This is a genomic window from Bacillus pretiosus (assembly GCF_052947655.1).
Window position 1 is genome coordinate 3711591 of the sequence record NZ_CM129593.1, and the last position, 15101, is coordinate 3726691.

The window sequence follows — 15101 nt, forward strand, 5'->3', positions numbered from 1 at the left end:
TTCCTCCTATTCTCCGTTGTTATAACTGTTGTCTATACAAAAACAAGCTATTATACGGATTTCCCTTCCCTTTATTCACAAACAAAAAGAAAGTTTCATTCTATGCATAAGGAATCCCCCTCATTCAAAGGGGGATTCCTTATAGTTGTTCTTTTAATTTTTTCAATGCTTCTGCAGCAGCTTGTTGCTCTGCTTCTTTTTTCGACTTGCCACTACCAAGACCTAAAGCCACGTTATTTAACGTAACACGTGACACAAATTCTCGATTGTGGGCCGGTCCTTTTTCCTGCAAAATTTGATACTCAATATTGCCACTACCATCACGCTGAATCAACTCTTGTAATTGACTCTTATAATCCATCACATGAGAAAAAGCACCTTCATTAATTTTAGGGTATACAATTTCTTTTAAGAAGCCCCATACTGTTTCTAACCCTTGATCAAGATAAAGGGCACCAATAAACGCTTCAAAGACATCCGCTAATAAAGCTGGTCGTTCACGTCCACCTGTCATTTCCTCACCTTTTCCTAATAAAACAAGGCTACCAAATGACAACTCGTTTGCAAAACGAACAAGAGATGGTTCACATACAATAGCTGCACGTAGTTTCGTTAACTCTCCTTCGCTCATTGTCGGATATTTTTGAAACAGATACTGTGACACAGTAAGTTCCAATACTGCATCTCCAAGGAATTCGAGACGCTCATTGTCTTCATGCGGTTTTTTTCGATGCTCATTCACATACGATGAATGCGTAAATGCTTGAATCAATAATTTTTCATCTGAAAACGTAATACCTATCTCTTCTTGAAATACTTTAAACGCTTCACGATATTTTGTTTCGTATTTTTTTTCTCTATGTTTTCGGTACGGCATAAGTCCCTCCAGATATAAGCCGAGAAGCCCCGCTAAAAAACGGGACTTCACTTAAGCATTATAGATGACTCTCTATGTAAGTCACAGCATCGCCAACAGTAGCAATCTTTTCAGCATCTTCATCAGAAATTTCCATTTCGAATTCATCTTCCAATTGCATTACAAGTTCTACTACATCTAGGGAGTCTGCGCCTAAATCTTCTTTAAAGCTCGCAGCTGGTACTACTTCAGTTTCTTCTACACCTAAACGATCAACGATGATTTTTGTTACACGCTCTAAAACATCTGCCATTCCATTCACCTCCCCTCAAATATTATATTAAATATTGGCCAAAAAAACTAGTTGAAATCAATTCTTTTATTACATTACCATTCCGCCATCAACATTTAACGTTTGCCCTGTAATATATTTGCTTTGATCAGAAGCAAAAAACGTTACAGTATTTGCGATATCTTGCGCTTCACCAAACTGAGCTGCAGGAATTAACTTTAACATTTCGGCTTTTATATTTTCATCTAATATATCCGTCATATCAGTCGCAATAAAACCTGGAGCAATTGCATTTACAGTAATATTACGGCTCGCTAATTCTTTTGCTGATGTTTTTGTTAATCCAATTACACCCGCTTTAGCAGCAACATAGTTTGCTTGTCCTGGATTACCTGTCACTCCAACAACAGAAGCGATATTAATAATACGTCCATGACGCTGGCGCATCATGTATCGAGATACTGCCTTCGTACATAAGAATACACCTTTTAGGTTTGTATTAATAACTGTATCCCATTCTTCTTCTTTCATACGCATTAATAAATTATCTTTTGTTACACCTGCATTATTTACAAGAATATCAACTTGTCCAAATGTATCTACAGTTTGTTTCACCATATTTGTAACGTCTTCAGCATTTGCAACATCTGCTCTTACTGCAATTGCATCCGAACCTAATTTCTTTATTTCATCAACTACTTCATTCGCCTTTTGCTCATTACCAGCATAATTTACTACAACATTTGCCCCTTGTTTCGCTAAATCAATCGCAATCGCACGACCAATTCCACGTGAAGCGCCAGTTACTAATGCTACTTTCCCTTTTAACATCAGTTTTCTCCTCTCAAATTTGAAATGGTATCTTTTAATGTCTCTTCATCGTATATCGCATATGCTTTCACTGATGAATCAATTGACTTCATAAGCCCAGCAAGTACTTTCCCAGGTCCAATCTCAATAAATGTATCTACCCCTTGATTCACCATGTTTTCAATGGACGGGTACCATAAGACAGGCGAATAGAGCTGTTCAATTAGCTTTTCTTGAATAAGTGCACCACTTGTAATAACGTCTGCTGTTACATTTGCGATAACAGGAATATTCGTATCTTGAATTGTAATTTCTTTTAAGACACTTTGGAACTTCTCCGCTGCTGGCTTCATAAGCGAAGAGTGGAACGGTCCACTTACCTTAAGCGGAATTGCTCTCTTTGCACCATTTTCTTTCACTCTTTGAGAAGCAATCTCAACTCCTTGCTTTGTTCCAGAAATCACAATTTGCTTCGTACTATTCATATTAGCGATTTGCACTGCATATCCTTCACTTGTTACTTCTTCTGTAACTTGTTTCAGCATATGTGGATCAGCACCTAAAATAGCCGCCATTGCACCTTCTCCACCAGGAACAGCTTCTTCCATATATTCCCCACGTTTTCTTACAGCATATACAGCGTCTTCAAAAGTTATTGCACCCGCTGCTACAAGAGCGCTATATTCACCTAAACTATGCCCTGCAACAAAGTCTGGTGTAATATCATACTCTTTCAAAGCTGTCAAAATAGCAAAACTCGTTGTTAATAAGGCCGGCTGCGCATTTGTCGTTAACGTAAGCTTTTCCTGCGGCCCTTCAAAAATCACTTCTGAAAGTGAATCTTGCAACACCTCATCTGCTTTCGCAAACACATTTGCAACCTCTTTATTATTCTCCGCTAACTGTTTACCCATTCCAACTGCCTGTGAACCTTGGCCTGGAAAAAGAAATGCTAGTTTTCCCATTTCAAATCCTCCTCTTATTGGAGTGGCTCTTTCTCCATTACGCTTGAAATAGTAGGAATAACTTCTTTCGCTACCATTTCTCTCGTTTGACGAATCGCACTAAATATTGATTGGTCATTGGAAGAACCGTGAGCCTTAATGACTGGAGCTTTCAATCCAAATAATGCCGCTCCTCCATACTCCGAATAATCCATTTTATCTTTTAATACCATAAGTTTTGGCTTTAATACCGCTGCTGCTAATTTGCTCGTAAACGAACTCATTAACTGCTCTTTTAACATAGAAAATAACGCAAGTGCTGTTCCTTCTAATGATTTTAGCGCTACATTCCCTGTAAAACCATCACATACAACAACATCTGCTACACCTTGCAATAAATCTCTTGATTCAACGTTCCCAACGAAATTAATTGGGGCATCCTTAAGCATTGCAAAGACTTGTTTTGAAAGCTCGTTCCCTTTGCCATCCTCTGTTCCAACGTTCAAAAGTCCAACGCGAGGATTTTTAATTCCTCTTACTTTCTCAGCGTATACAGATCCCATTACTGCATATTGATATAAATGAATTGGTTTTGCATCAACGTTCGCTCCAACATCTAACATAACAAAACCTTCTCCATCAACCGTCGGCATTGTAGGGGATAAAGCTGGTCGCTCAATTCCTTCCATACGACCTACAACGAACAATCCAGCCGCCATTAAAGCTCCTGTACTACCAGCTGATATACAAGCATCCGCTACGCCGTCTTTCACTTGCTGCGCTGCTAGTACCATTGAGGCTTGTTTTTTTCGACGAACGGCTCTTACTGGTTCATCTGTCGATTCTATTTTTTCATCTGTATGAAGTATAGTAATTCGTTCTTCACTCGTTAAGTATTGACGAATTTCCTCTTCTTTCCCTACTAACGTAATATGTAAATCAGAATATTCCTTAATAGCTTTCATTGCTCCTAATACGACAGCCTTTGGAGCATGATCGCCGCCCATTGCATCTATTGCGATTTTCATAAGTTGTTACCTTCCTCACTATAATTACTAGATCGATACATTTCAAAAGTGCCTGTAAAAACAAGTTCTTCTCCAACAAAGCTACGCACTTTGACAACGGTCCGTCCTTTATCATTCTCTACATCTTCAACGCGCGCTTTTGCAACAACACGCTCTCCTAATTTTACAGGACGAATGTATCGAATGGTAGACTTTGCAGTTAAAGCTAATTCTTCATCAATAACCGCAACAGCTAGTGAGTTTGCTTGTGCAAACAAATGATGCCCACGGGCAATCTGATTTCTTTTAAATACGTGTTCTACCTTCACTTCAAAGATAGAAATCGCATGTCTATCTAATTCTATATCGATAATTTCTCCGACAACCTCTTCTAACGGTAAAGATTTCACATCCTCTTCATGTTGCTTTGTAGCTACATGTTTAATTCTTTCTCTTAATTCAGGAATAGATAATTCCATACGGTCAAGACGTACGGTTTGTATACTCACTTGAAATTTTTCTGCTAAATCTTCATCCGTAATAAAAGGATTCGTTTCTATTGTTTGTTGTAATAATTGTTGTCTTTCTTTTTTACTTCTTCTTTTTTTCATACCGCACCATCCATTTTTATGACTAGGTACTAACAGTAGTATATAATCATTAAAAGTAGAATGCAACAAAAACTTTCGTTGCCTCCCTTTAATCGAGCTTCTCTCCTTGGAACACACCTGTCCCGTCAAGATAAGTACGCAGCGAAGCATACTGATCATTATGCCAAAACGCTTCTGATTCTACTAGTAACGCCGCATCTTGTCTAGCTGTTTCTAACGCTCGATAATCATGTACCATATCAGCAACCTTGAATTCTGGTAAACCACTTTGCTTACTTCCAAAGAAATCTCCAGGACCTCTTAACTCTAAATCTTTTTCTGACAATACAAATCCATCATTCGTTTCGGTCATAATACGCATTCGCTCTTTTCCCGTTTCCGATTTTGGATCCGCGATTAATAAACAATATGATTGTTCACTACCACGCCCAACACGTCCCCTGAGCTGATGGAGCTGCGATAAACCGAAACGCTCTGCATCATAAATAACCATTACAGTCGCATTCGGTACGTTCACACCTACTTCAACAACTGTTGTCGACACAAGAATTTGCACTTTATTTTCACTAAATTGTCCCATTATGTCTTCTTTTTCTTGAGATGAGAGTCTGCCATGCATTAATCCGACTTGACATTTCCCTTGATAATGATGAGTCAGCATACTATGTAAGTCAATCGCATTTTGTACATCAAGTTTCTCAGATTCTTCAATAAGGGGACAAATAACATATGCTTGTCTTCCTTTTTTTATCTCCTTCTCCACAAAACCGAGAACTCGATCTAACATATCATGTTTTGCCCAGTATGTTTCAATTACCTTTCTACCAGCTGGCATCTCATCGATTATAGAAACATCCATCTCTCCAAATGCAGTAATTGCTAACGTACGCGGAATTGGCGTCGCCGTCATAAATAAAACATCCGGACTTTCACCTTTCTCCCTTAAAACTCGTCGCTGCGCTACACCAAATCGATGTTGTTCATCAGTAATAACGAGACCTAACCTATGAAAGATAACTTCATCTTGAATTAAAGCATGTGTTCCAACAAGGATATCTATTTCTCCTTGTTCTAATTTTGCCAAAATCTCTCGACGCCTTACACCTTTAACAGAACTGGTTAACAATTCAACATTCATACCAAAGTGCGAGAACGTCTCTGCAAGCGATTGATAATGTTGCTCTGCTAAAATTTCTGTAGGAACCATTAAAGCACCTTGATAATGTGCTAACTTCGCTGCATAAAGGCCAATCGCTGCAACGACTGTTTTCCCAGAACCTACATCACCTTGCAACAGACGATTCATCCGATAAGGAGATGTCATATCTTTCATAATTTCATCTACTACCCGACGCTGTGCACCAGTTAATGGAAACGGAAGTGCATCAATAAACTCTTGCAATTCTGCTGAAGGAATTTCTTTTTTCGTCCCTTTCGAATTTTCCCTCTCCATTTTCCGTAATGTTTGCATTTTTAGCTGAAATAAGAAAAACTCCTCATATACAAAACGGCGACGTGCTTGTTTTAAATCTTCCTGTCCTGCTGGAAAATGCAACGCCCGAAGCGCTTCATAACGCGGCAATAATTTATATCGACTTAGCAATCCATCAGGTAACACTTCAACTATAGATTCTCCATACTCCTTGAACGCTTGGGCAATAAAACGGCGCATCTGTTTTACTGTAAGTTTCCCTTTCACTGAGTATACAGGCTCTACTTCTTGTTGACGTACAACTGGTCCAAAATGAAGCTCTGATACCGCAATAGTTTGACGGTGCTGATCCCATTTACCAGTAATCGTTACTGTTTCATTTAAATTTAACTTCTGCTTATAGTACGGCCTATTAAAGCATACAGCTGTAATTAAATAACGACCGACGAGGACACGAACCGTAAGACGCGACTTCTTCTTCCCATAATATTGCAGTAAAGGAGCACTATGAACCTTTCCCTCAACTGTTACACGTTCATCGTGCTTTACTTCAGCAAGATCTTTCATCGCATAATCTTCATAACGGTACGGAAAATGTTCTAATAGATGAGAAACTGTATAAATCCCCATCTCGTGTAGTAATTCAGATGTTTCTCCTCCGATTCCCTTTACATCCGTAACAGGAACTTGTACAACTTCATTCAAGATTCTCACGCTCCGTCACATTATTTTCTTTGATTCATTCATACTATTGACATCTGTAATCGCTCTCTTTCACCCTATATATTCTATCATAGGCATTCTTAGAGAAACTACTCAAATCCCTCATAAACAATACGAAAGAAAAGAGCCTCACTATTAGCAGCAAGGCTCTTTTTTATCTTCAATATGCTAGCCTTTTGAATAAAAACTAGTAATAAACTTCATATTACTACTTCTTATCCATTAGCAAGTAAGTAATCCATTTATTTTCAAAACGAATTTCTTCTTATTCTACAGAGAAGATGAACGAATACACCGGTTGGTTTCCAGCATGTACTTCTACTTCTGCATCTTCAAAATTCTCTTCTACAAATGCAACTAACTCAGCTACTTCTTCGTCAGTTGCATCTTCACCTTGTAGAATCGTTACAATTTCAGAATCTTCATCAATAAGTGCTTCTAGTAATTGCTTTGCAGCTCCTACTTTTGCAGCATTTGTTGATACAATTTTTCCATCTGCAATACACATGAAATCATCTTTTTGAATCGCTACACCATCAATTTCCGTATCACGTACAGCATACGTAATTTGACCGGTTTTCACATGAGATAAAGCTTCTTTCATGTTTTCTTCGTTCTCTTCTAACGTTCCAACTGGATTAAATGCTAACATTGCAGCCATACCTTGAGGAACTGTTTTTGAACGAATTACAATCACTTCTTGATCCACAACTGACGCTGCTTGTTCTGCTGCCATCACGATATTTCCGTTGTTCGGTAAAATAATGATTTTTTCAGCATTCGCTTCTTCAATCGCCTTCACAATATCCTCCGTACTTGGATTCATCGTTTGGCCACCTTCGATAACTTTCGTCGCGCCAATGCTCTCAAATAAAGTTTTGATACCAGATCCCATAGCAACAGTTACGATACCGTACGGTTGTTTCTCTTTAGACTGGCTAGTTGGCTCAGGCATCATAGTAGGCTCATCTAATAAAGCAGTATGCTGTTCACGCATATTTTCTACTTTAATCTTAATTAAACTACCATAGCGTTGTCCATAATTCATAGGATCTCCAGGATGTTCCGCATGAATATGAACCTTAACAACCTCATCATCTGATACAACAAGTAGTGAATCTCCGTACACACTAATATCTTCACGGAATTTTTGTTCAGAGAAATTATGTTCTTTCATTTTTTCAGGCTCTAATTTCACCATGAATTCCGTACAATATCCATACTTAATATCTTCTGTACTCAATTGGCTTTGTACACTACGGTGATGTTCTGCGCGTACCATGTCATTCATAGATGGTTGGGCAGACACATTAGAAGAAATCGTTTCTCCTTTTAAGTCAGCTAAAAATCCTTCGTATACAACAACAAGACCTTTACCACCGCTATCTACAACGCCAACTTGTTTTAATACAGGTAATAAATCCGGCGTACGATTTAACGATGCATTCGCTTCTTTCACAACGTCTTCCATAAACAAAACAAAGTCGCGCTGTTTTTTCGCAACTGTCACTGCATATTTACCCGTTTCTCTTGCAACCGTTAAAATCGTTCCTTCAATCGGTTTCATAACCGCTTTGTAAGCCGCTTCTACCCCAGCATCTAAAGCTGCAGCAAAATCAACTGTTGTTAATTCTTCTTTTTGTTCAATGGATTTAGAGAAACCACGGAACAACTGAGATAAAATAACTCCAGAGTTACCACGTGCTCCCATTAATAATCCTTTGGCTAAACTTACGCCGACTTTACCAGCATGCTGTGAAGGATTTGCTTTCACTTCACGTGCGCCTGAAGTCATTGATAAGTTCATGTTTGTACCGGTATCGCCATCTGGAACCGGAAATACGTTTAATGCATCAACAAGCTGAACATTATTTGTTAAATTATTCGCTCCTTGCATGATCATTTGTGATAAACGTTTCCCATCAATTTTTTGAATTGACACAGATTTTCCTCCTTAATGCACATTACAAGTTTATTACTTTAACTCCTTGTACGTAGATGTTTACAGAATCTACTGCTAGTCCTACAGTTTGATCTAATGTATATTTCACTTTCGTCTGCACGTTATGTGCTACTTCTGAAATTTTCGTACCATAGCTCACAATAATATACATATCAATATGTACTTCATCTTCATCTTTACGAACAATAACACCTCTAGTGAAGTTTTCTTTTCGTAAAATGTCTGTTAAACCATCTTTTAACTGATTTTTTGATGCCATACCTACGATACCGTAGCAATCTACTGCGGCACCTCCAGCAATTGTTGCAATTACATCTGTACTAATATCAATTTGACCATACTTCGTTTTAATTTCAATTGACATCTCGTTTCCCCCTTCATAAATGGTGAAAGTGAGCTAGACTACTTTAGTTACTATCATATAATCTTTTTAAAGAAAATTCCATCGTTCTTTCTTTTCACTCTCATATTTTATGTTTTAAATCACATTTTTTATGATGAGCAAAATAGTCCATTGTTATTATACAACATGTACCACTATAATATGTCAAGCAATTTTTCTTGATTTCAACTTTTCATCATCGACATATGGTGTCAAGTAATTTTTCTTGATTTCTTTTTTCTACGGTGTTGCATTCTCTTTTTAGTTGTGTTAAATTATAGTAGTGTTTTTAGCATCGCAAAAAAGACTAACATTGAAAAATTACGTATGGTAAGGTATCAAGGGAGGGAAATATAAATGGCTCGTGTTTGTGCTATCACTGGAAGAAAAGCTCGTTCTGGTAACTCTCGTTCTCACGCAATGAACGCTACAAAACGTAAATGGGGCGCTAACCTTCAAAAAGTTCGCGTACGCATCGACGGAAAAGTTCAACGTGTTTACGTTTCTGCTAGAGCATTAAAATCTGGCAAAATCGAACGTGTTTAATAATAAAAAAAAGAGCCGCTAGGCTCTTTTTTTACTATGACATTGGAAAAAGCACCGGTAATAGGTGCTTTTTTTAATCTTTTTTGAAGGTATTTAACATGGCACGAACAATTCCACCAAGAAATTTAGGTAACTTAATTGTATAAAATCTCATGGTTTCCCTCCTAATCCCCATTACTCCACTTGTTCACTATATGATGTAAGGAGCAAAATTGTTTCTTTAATCAGTGCTTCTTATCACCATTAATATGCCAGAAGTAAATGAAAAAGTACCTTTTTCCTCAACGAGTTCATTACTAATACAAAGTGTTGATCCCCATTCTATTGTTTTATTAGTTAGAGGATACTTAAAACCAAGTAATGTAATCCCTTCTACTATTTCAGTAACCGGCACAAAAGATACATAAGGGAAATTTTTATTTTCTTCAATTATATGTGTACCCACTTTTTTCACGCTTATTTCATTTTTATTGTCTACAATACACATTTCTATCCCTACTTCTAACCCTCTTAAAAGCATCTGTATATTTGCTAAACCGTGATCCAGCCTTCCACCGGTGGCACCAAAAATACGAATCAATGTCGGATTTTGTTCTAACGCCCAGTTAATCGCAATTTCTAAATCTGTTTGATCTTTTTCACGAGGAACAATATGTAAGTCATTTGTTTGCTGGCCCATCCATACTAATTCCTCTTCAGTAACTGAATCGTAATCTCCAAATGCAACAGCTGGAGTAATCCCTCCTTTTAATAGACGATATACTCCTCTATCAACTGCCGCCCACACTACTTTCTCATTTTCATATCGAGAAAAATCTGCACAATATTCCGCAGGTCCACCCGCTAAAATATGAATAATCATGTTTCCTTCCCCTTCTATTGTAAAAAGGCAATCTGCCATTCGGTAGATTGCCTTTTTACATATTTTTTCTCTATCCTTTATAAATAGTGAAAACTTACTACACTAGCAGTTTCACTAGGATAAAGACTCGTTCATTCATTATCCACGAATGACACGAATTGCTTCACCACGGTCTTTTTGATTGTATACTGCTGATCCAGCTACAAGTACATTTGCTCCTGCTTCAGCACAAAGTCGTGCTGTTTCAGTGTTTACACCACCATCAACTTCAATTTCTACTTCTAGATTGCGCTCTTTAACCATTTCTGCCACTTGTTTAATTTTCGGTAATACAGAATGGATAAATTTCTGTCCACCAAATCCAGGGTTTACTGTCATAAGCAATACCATATCGATATCTTCTAATACATGCTCAATCGTCGAAACTGGCGTATGCGGATTTAATACAACTCCCGCTTTAATGCCATGAGACTTAATTAGCTGAATTGTACGATGCAAATGAGGGCACGCCTCTACATGAACAGTAATAATATCTGCTCCCGCTTTTGCGAAAGTCGGGATATAGTTATCAGGATTTTCAATCATTAAATGTACATCTAATGGTAAAGATGTAATTGGACGGATAGCTTCTACAATTAATGGTCCAATCGTAATATTTGGTACGAAATGTCCATCCATTACATCGACGTGAATGTAATCCGCTCCACCTTTTTCTACATCTTTAATCTCTTCCCCTAATTTTGAAAAATCTGCTGATAAGATCGATGGTGCAATTTTAATCATAACTAATACCTCGGCTTTCTCTCTCTAATTTCTTCTACGAATTGTTTGTAATTTTTATAACGATATTCTGTAATCTTCCCTTCTTCAACTGCTGTCTTCACAGCACATTTCGGTTCAGAAAGATGTGTACACCCTCTAAATTTACAGTATTGGCTCGCTTCTTTCAACTCTGGAAAACAATATGTAAGATCTTCTACCTCTATATCTATGAAATCCAGTGAACTAAAACCAGGTGTATCTGCAACTAGTCCGCTTCCAACCGCAATTAATTCCACGTGTCTTGTCGTATGTTTCCCGCGTCCTAAATGCGAGGAAATATCATTCGTTTTCAGTTCTAACTCTGGACGTAAAACGTTAAGCATAGAAGATTTCCCAACACCAGATTGCCCTGCAACGACAGAAATACACCCTTCTAAGAATGGTTTTAAAATATCAATACTTTCCGATGTATTTATAGAAGTAAATAATACATCATATCCCATCTCACGATAGTCATTTGCATAAGATTCAACAGTCTCTCTCATTTTTTCATCCACTAAATCCATCTTACTAATGCAAATAATCGGCTTAATGTTATGATATTCAATCAGCACTAAAAATCGATCTAATAGTCCCGGATTAAAATCTGGTTCTACTGCAGAGAAAACGAGAATCGCTTGATCAACATTAGCAATAGGAGGCCTAACAAGTTCATTTTTCCGATCAAATACTTCAAGCACATATCCTTCAGTTGGATTATCTGCTTGAAAGACAACTTGGTCTCCTACCAGTGGCGTAATTTTATTTTTTCTGAACACACCACGCCCACGGCATTGTGTAATCCCTTCTTCATGCTGCACATAATAAAATCCACTTAGAGCTTTTACAATTTTTCCTTCTGGCATATAATTCTCCTTTATTTTGTATAAAGTGAAGCTGTCATTAATATTAAATGGTTTAAAATTCTTTAAATACTTATTTCAAAACCCGTCATATATACAAGTTAATATATTTAATCTACCATCAAATTTAAAATATTATTTATAACAGTATCACTTTTATAGCTTTTTGAATCATATATTTTTGCCTGTTATACAGTCCACTATATGTAGACAGCATAACAGGCAAGAGTAATACATTCCATCCCCTCTAGAAAGAAAATGGAAGTCATTATTATTGAGTTGGGTATGGTACTTCTTTGTCGATAATTGTTACACCATCTCGTACAATTTTATAGTGTCCTTTTGTACCTTCTTGAATTACAAATTCTAAAGAAATAGTTGCCGACTCTGAAATTGTTCTAGTTTCAATTGGTCTATCCATTTTTTGTTGCATATCTTCTTTATAAATTTCTATTGTTTGCGGTTTTTTCTCACCAATTATAGAAGACTCATACGGAATAGAAATATTATCCACTTTCACTGTTTTCGTTACTTTCGGCTTAGGCCCCTCTGAGATGATAATCGTCACTTTATCTCCTTCTTTTAACGGCGTTCCTGGTTTTGGAGATTGCGAAATTACAAGTCCTTTATCAACAGTATCGGAATACTCTCGTTTTATATCTGGAGTTAGTTTTCTCTCATTCAAATAACCATTTACGCTATTTTCAGTCCATCCTGAAAAATCACCTGGTCTAATTTGATAAGGACCTTTACTTACCCAAATTTTCAGTTCTTGTTCCGCCTCTACTACCATTTGATCAGGCGTCGGAATTTGCTCTACGATTTCACCTTTTGGCCTATCATTTTCAATATAATTTATTGTAACTTGCTTATATTTTTCTTCTAATTCATTCCTTATACTCTCAAAATCTTTTCCTGTGAGATCACTCATCTTACTTTTCTTTTTTCCACCTGATTGATAGATAGTAATTTTAGAGTTTTCTTTCACGACTCTACCTGCCACAGGGTCTGTTTTTATCACATCACCGGTTTCAACATCATCTGTATATACAATATTAGGTTCCGTAACCTCAAAACCCTTTTCAACTAATGTATTTACTGCTGTCGTATACTTCATACCAGCCACATCAGGGACTTTTACATCTTTTGGAATAAAGAATCCCGGAATAACAGTAAGCGCTAACGTTATTCCAATTGCTAAAAGTAAAAATGTAGTAATTAAAACTTTAATCCATTTATTACTTCGTTTTTCCTTCTTATATAATTCCGTTTCTTCTTTTCTTTTCTGTTCATCCACTTTACTTCCTTTTAAAACAATTGTTTCATCAGTTACATTTTCGAATAATTGTTCTTGTTGAATAATCGGAATCGCTTTTGTCGCTTCCATATCTTCCGGTATGTAAAATGGCTGCTCATTTATCCTCTCTGGATATAGCGCAGTTTCAATATCTCGTTTCATCGCATTGGCAGATTGATATCGGTGAAACGGATCTTTCGCAGTTGCCTTTAATATAATATTTTCAACACTTTGCGGAATATTTTCATTCCATCTCTTTGGAGACGGAATTTCACTTTGTAAATGTTTTAAAGCTATAGCAACAGCAGATTCGCCAGAAAACGGTTGTCTTCCTGTTAACAACTCAAACATAACGATTCCTAGGGAATAAATATCTGATTGTTTATTTGCTATCCCGCCGCGTGCTTGTTCTGGTGATAAGTAATGTACCGAACCGAGTACCGAATTTGTATGTGTAATTGTTGTTGCACTTGTAGCTGTCGCAATTCCAAAATCTGTTACTTTTATTACTCCATCAGCTCGAATTAAAATATTGTGCGGTTTAATATCACGGTGCACAATTTCAAAATGATGGGCATGTGCCATGGCGGATGTTAACTGCTCCATAATATCAAGAGCTTCTCCTATAGGTAACATCCCTCGCTCAATTATGTATTGCTTCAATGTTTGTCCTGGTACATACTCCATTACAAGATAATATATACCATCTTCTTCTCCGACATCATACATATTCACAATATTTGGATGCGACAACGTTGTAACAGACTGCGCTTCTCGATGGAAACGTTTAATAAACTCTTCATTATTTGAATAGTCGAGTCTTAATATTTTTACCGCTACATCTCGGCCAAGTATATCATCATGAGCTAAATACACATTGGCCATTCCACCACCACCAATCATTTTCAGCAGCTTATAACGGTCATTTAAGCGTTTTCCAATCAGCACGTTGCACTCACCTACTTTCGTTTGTCGAACCCGCATAATCAATAAGAACAAGGGTGATATTATCTTCCCCGCCACGATCATTCGCCAATTGAATGAGACGTTGTCCCTTAGTTTCAAGCTGTTCATTTAACTGTAAAATTTGTTGCATATCAGCAATAGAAACTTTGTTAGATAACCCATCCGAGCAAAGAAGTAACTGATCATCTTCCTCAAGCACCAATGTTTTAACATCTAATCCGACTTTTTCTTCTGTTCCTAATGCCCTTAACAAAACATTCTTTTTCGGGTGATATTCTGCGTCTTCTTTTGAAATTTCACCATGTCTTACAAGTTCATTTACAAGTGAGTGATCTTCCGTTACAAGCGAGATTTCTCCCTCTGATACCATATAACAACGACTATCTCCTATATGACCTATTGTCACAAAGTTTGGCGTACAAATCGCTATTATAAGTGTTGTTCCCATACCATTACATTCTACATGTTGCTTAGAGTACTCATATATACGCTCATTAATAATCCCAACACTCGTATGTAACCACTCTTCTACTTTTTTTGGTTCATTCATATTATGCGTTTGCTTCCAATAATCATGAAATAATTGAATGGTCATCGAGCTAGCTACATCACCAGCTCGATGACCTCCCATTCCATCTGCTACTACCGCTAAAATATTTCCATCTAAATTGTGAAAAACTCCCGCACTATCTTCATTATGTTGACGAACTTTTCCTTTATCTGATAGAAACACGGCTTTCATCTCG

General features: G+C 37.2%; 16 protein-coding genes. 1 reads left to right on the plus strand and 15 read right to left on the minus strand.

Annotated elements, in window-relative coordinates:
* Positions 1 to 139: 139 nt before the first annotated feature.
* The 9 genes from rncS to ACU8YW_RS18915 form a co-directional block, all read right to left on the minus strand.
* Positions 140 to 877 carry a ribonuclease III gene (rncS, locus tag ACU8YW_RS18875; protein ID WP_001146867.1) on the minus strand — a complete coding sequence of 246 codons (738 nt, stop codon included), beginning with the start codon at positions 875 to 877 and terminating at the stop codon, positions 140 to 142.
* Between the two features lie 58 nt (positions 878 to 935).
* Entirely contained in the window at positions 936 to 1169 is a 234-nt protein-coding gene (gene acpP / locus ACU8YW_RS18880) for an acyl carrier protein (protein WP_000786062.1), read from the minus strand.
* A gap of 69 nt (positions 1170 to 1238) precedes the next feature.
* Entirely contained in the window at positions 1239 to 1979 is a 741-nt protein-coding gene (gene fabG / locus ACU8YW_RS18885) for a 3-oxoacyl-[acyl-carrier-protein] reductase (protein WP_000911777.1), read from the minus strand.
* Positions 1979 to 2923, minus strand: a complete 945-nt coding sequence (gene fabD / locus ACU8YW_RS18890; protein ID WP_098201614.1) for an ACP S-malonyltransferase — start codon at positions 2921 to 2923, stop codon at positions 1979 to 1981. Before fabD ends, fabG begins: the two co-directional genes overlap by 1 nt.
* Before the next feature lie 14 nt (positions 2924 to 2937).
* Complete coding sequence (gene plsX, locus ACU8YW_RS18895; protein ID WP_000684108.1) at positions 2938 to 3930, minus strand: phosphate acyltransferase PlsX; 993 nt, start codon at positions 3928 to 3930, stop codon at positions 2938 to 2940.
* The gene (gene fapR, locus ACU8YW_RS18900; RefSeq protein ID WP_048546022.1) at positions 3927 to 4520 is read right to left on the minus strand and encodes a transcription factor FapR; all 594 of its coding nucleotides are present in this window, start codon (positions 4518 to 4520) and stop codon (positions 3927 to 3929) included. Before fapR ends, plsX begins: the two co-directional genes overlap by 4 nt.
* An 88-nt stretch (positions 4521 to 4608) precedes the next feature.
* On the minus strand, positions 4609 to 6657 hold the full coding sequence (recG, locus tag ACU8YW_RS18905) for an ATP-dependent DNA helicase RecG (protein WP_097889670.1): 2049 nt from the start codon (positions 6655 to 6657) through the stop codon (positions 4609 to 4611).
* A gap of 283 nt (positions 6658 to 6940) precedes the next feature.
* Positions 6941 to 8617: a fatty acid kinase ATP-binding subunit FakA gene (fakA, locus tag ACU8YW_RS18910; RefSeq protein ID WP_000027123.1), complete on the minus strand. Its 1677-nt coding sequence runs from the start codon at positions 8615 to 8617 to the stop codon at positions 6941 to 6943.
* A gap of 22 nt (positions 8618 to 8639) precedes the next feature.
* Complete coding sequence (locus ACU8YW_RS18915; protein WP_000021109.1) at positions 8640 to 9002, minus strand: Asp23/Gls24 family envelope stress response protein; 363 nt, start codon at positions 9000 to 9002, stop codon at positions 8640 to 8642.
* Positions 9003 to 9377: 375 nt separating this feature from the next.
* Between ACU8YW_RS18915 and rpmB the strand changes: the two genes are divergently transcribed.
* Complete coding sequence (gene rpmB, locus ACU8YW_RS18920; protein WP_000124776.1) at positions 9378 to 9566, plus strand: 50S ribosomal protein L28; 189 nt, start codon at positions 9378 to 9380, stop codon at positions 9564 to 9566.
* Positions 9567 to 9639: 73 nt separating this feature from the next.
* Here rpmB and spoVM read toward each other — a convergent pair whose 3' ends face one another.
* The 6 genes from spoVM to ACU8YW_RS18950 form a co-directional block, all read right to left on the minus strand.
* Entirely contained in the window at positions 9640 to 9720 is an 81-nt protein-coding gene (gene spoVM, locus ACU8YW_RS18925; RefSeq protein ID WP_001213599.1) for a stage V sporulation protein SpoVM, read from the minus strand.
* A gap of 66 nt (positions 9721 to 9786) precedes the next feature.
* On the minus strand, positions 9787 to 10467 hold the full coding sequence (locus ACU8YW_RS18930) for a thiamine diphosphokinase (RefSeq protein WP_060488423.1): 681 nt from the start codon (positions 10465 to 10467) through the stop codon (positions 9787 to 9789).
* 99 nt (positions 10468 to 10566) lie between these two features.
* Positions 10567 to 11211: a ribulose-phosphate 3-epimerase gene (gene rpe, locus ACU8YW_RS18935; protein WP_097889669.1), complete on the minus strand. Its 645-nt coding sequence runs from the start codon at positions 11209 to 11211 to the stop codon at positions 10567 to 10569.
* A gap of 2 nt (positions 11212 to 11213) precedes the next feature.
* Complete coding sequence (gene rsgA / locus ACU8YW_RS18940) at positions 11214 to 12095, minus strand: ribosome small subunit-dependent GTPase A (RefSeq protein WP_001113945.1); 882 nt, start codon at positions 12093 to 12095, stop codon at positions 11214 to 11216.
* A gap of 268 nt (positions 12096 to 12363) precedes the next feature.
* The gene (prkC, locus tag ACU8YW_RS18945) at positions 12364 to 14337 is read right to left on the minus strand and encodes a serine/threonine protein kinase PrkC (RefSeq protein WP_426933830.1); all 1974 of its coding nucleotides are present in this window, start codon (positions 14335 to 14337) and stop codon (positions 12364 to 12366) included.
* Positions 14338 to 14344: 7 nt separating this feature from the next.
* Complete coding sequence (locus ACU8YW_RS18950; protein WP_000648694.1) at positions 14345 to 15097, minus strand: Stp1/IreP family PP2C-type Ser/Thr phosphatase; 753 nt, start codon at positions 15095 to 15097, stop codon at positions 14345 to 14347.
* Positions 15098 to 15101: the final 4 nt, after the last annotated feature.

Bases quoted from the DNA above. Each gene is read 5' to 3' on its own strand.
- rsgA (WP_001113945.1), bottom strand. From the start codon at position 12,095: ATGCCAGAAGGAAAAATTGTAAAAGCTCTAAGTGGATTTTATTATGTG.
- ACU8YW_RS18915 (WP_000021109.1), bottom strand. From the start codon at position 9,002: ATGTCAATTGAAATTAAAACGAAGTATGGTCAAATTGATATTAGTACA.
- rpmB (WP_000124776.1), top strand. From the start codon at position 9,378: ATGGCTCGTGTTTGTGCTATCACTGGAAGAAAAGCTCGTTCTGGTAAC.
- rpe (WP_097889669.1), bottom strand. From the start codon at position 11,211: ATGATTAAAATTGCACCATCGATCTTATCAGCAGATTTTTCAAAATTA.
- spoVM (WP_001213599.1), bottom strand. From the start codon at position 9,720: ATGAGATTTTATACAATTAAGTTACCTAAATTTCTTGGTGGAATTGTT.
- acpP (WP_000786062.1), bottom strand. From the start codon at position 1,169: ATGGCAGATGTTTTAGAGCGTGTAACAAAAATCATCGTTGATCGTTTA.
- plsX (WP_000684108.1), bottom strand. From the start codon at position 3,930: ATGAAAATCGCAATAGATGCAATGGGCGGCGATCATGCTCCAAAGGCT.
- fabD (WP_098201614.1), bottom strand. From the start codon at position 2,923: ATGGGAAAACTAGCATTTCTTTTTCCAGGCCAAGGTTCACAGGCAGTT.
- ACU8YW_RS18930 (WP_060488423.1), bottom strand. From the start codon at position 10,467: ATGGCAGATTGCCTTTTTACAATAGAAGGGGAAGGAAACATGATTATT.
- rncS (WP_001146867.1), bottom strand. From the start codon at position 877: ATGCCGTACCGAAAACATAGAGAAAAAAAATACGAAACAAAATATCGT.
- ACU8YW_RS18950 (WP_000648694.1), bottom strand. From the start codon at position 15,097: ATGAAAGCCGTGTTTCTATCAGATAAAGGAAAAGTTCGTCAACATAAT.
- fapR (WP_048546022.1), bottom strand. From the start codon at position 4,520: ATGAAAAAAAGAAGAAGTAAAAAAGAAAGACAACAATTATTACAACAA.
- fabG (WP_000911777.1), bottom strand. From the start codon at position 1,979: ATGTTAAAAGGGAAAGTAGCATTAGTAACTGGCGCTTCACGTGGAATT.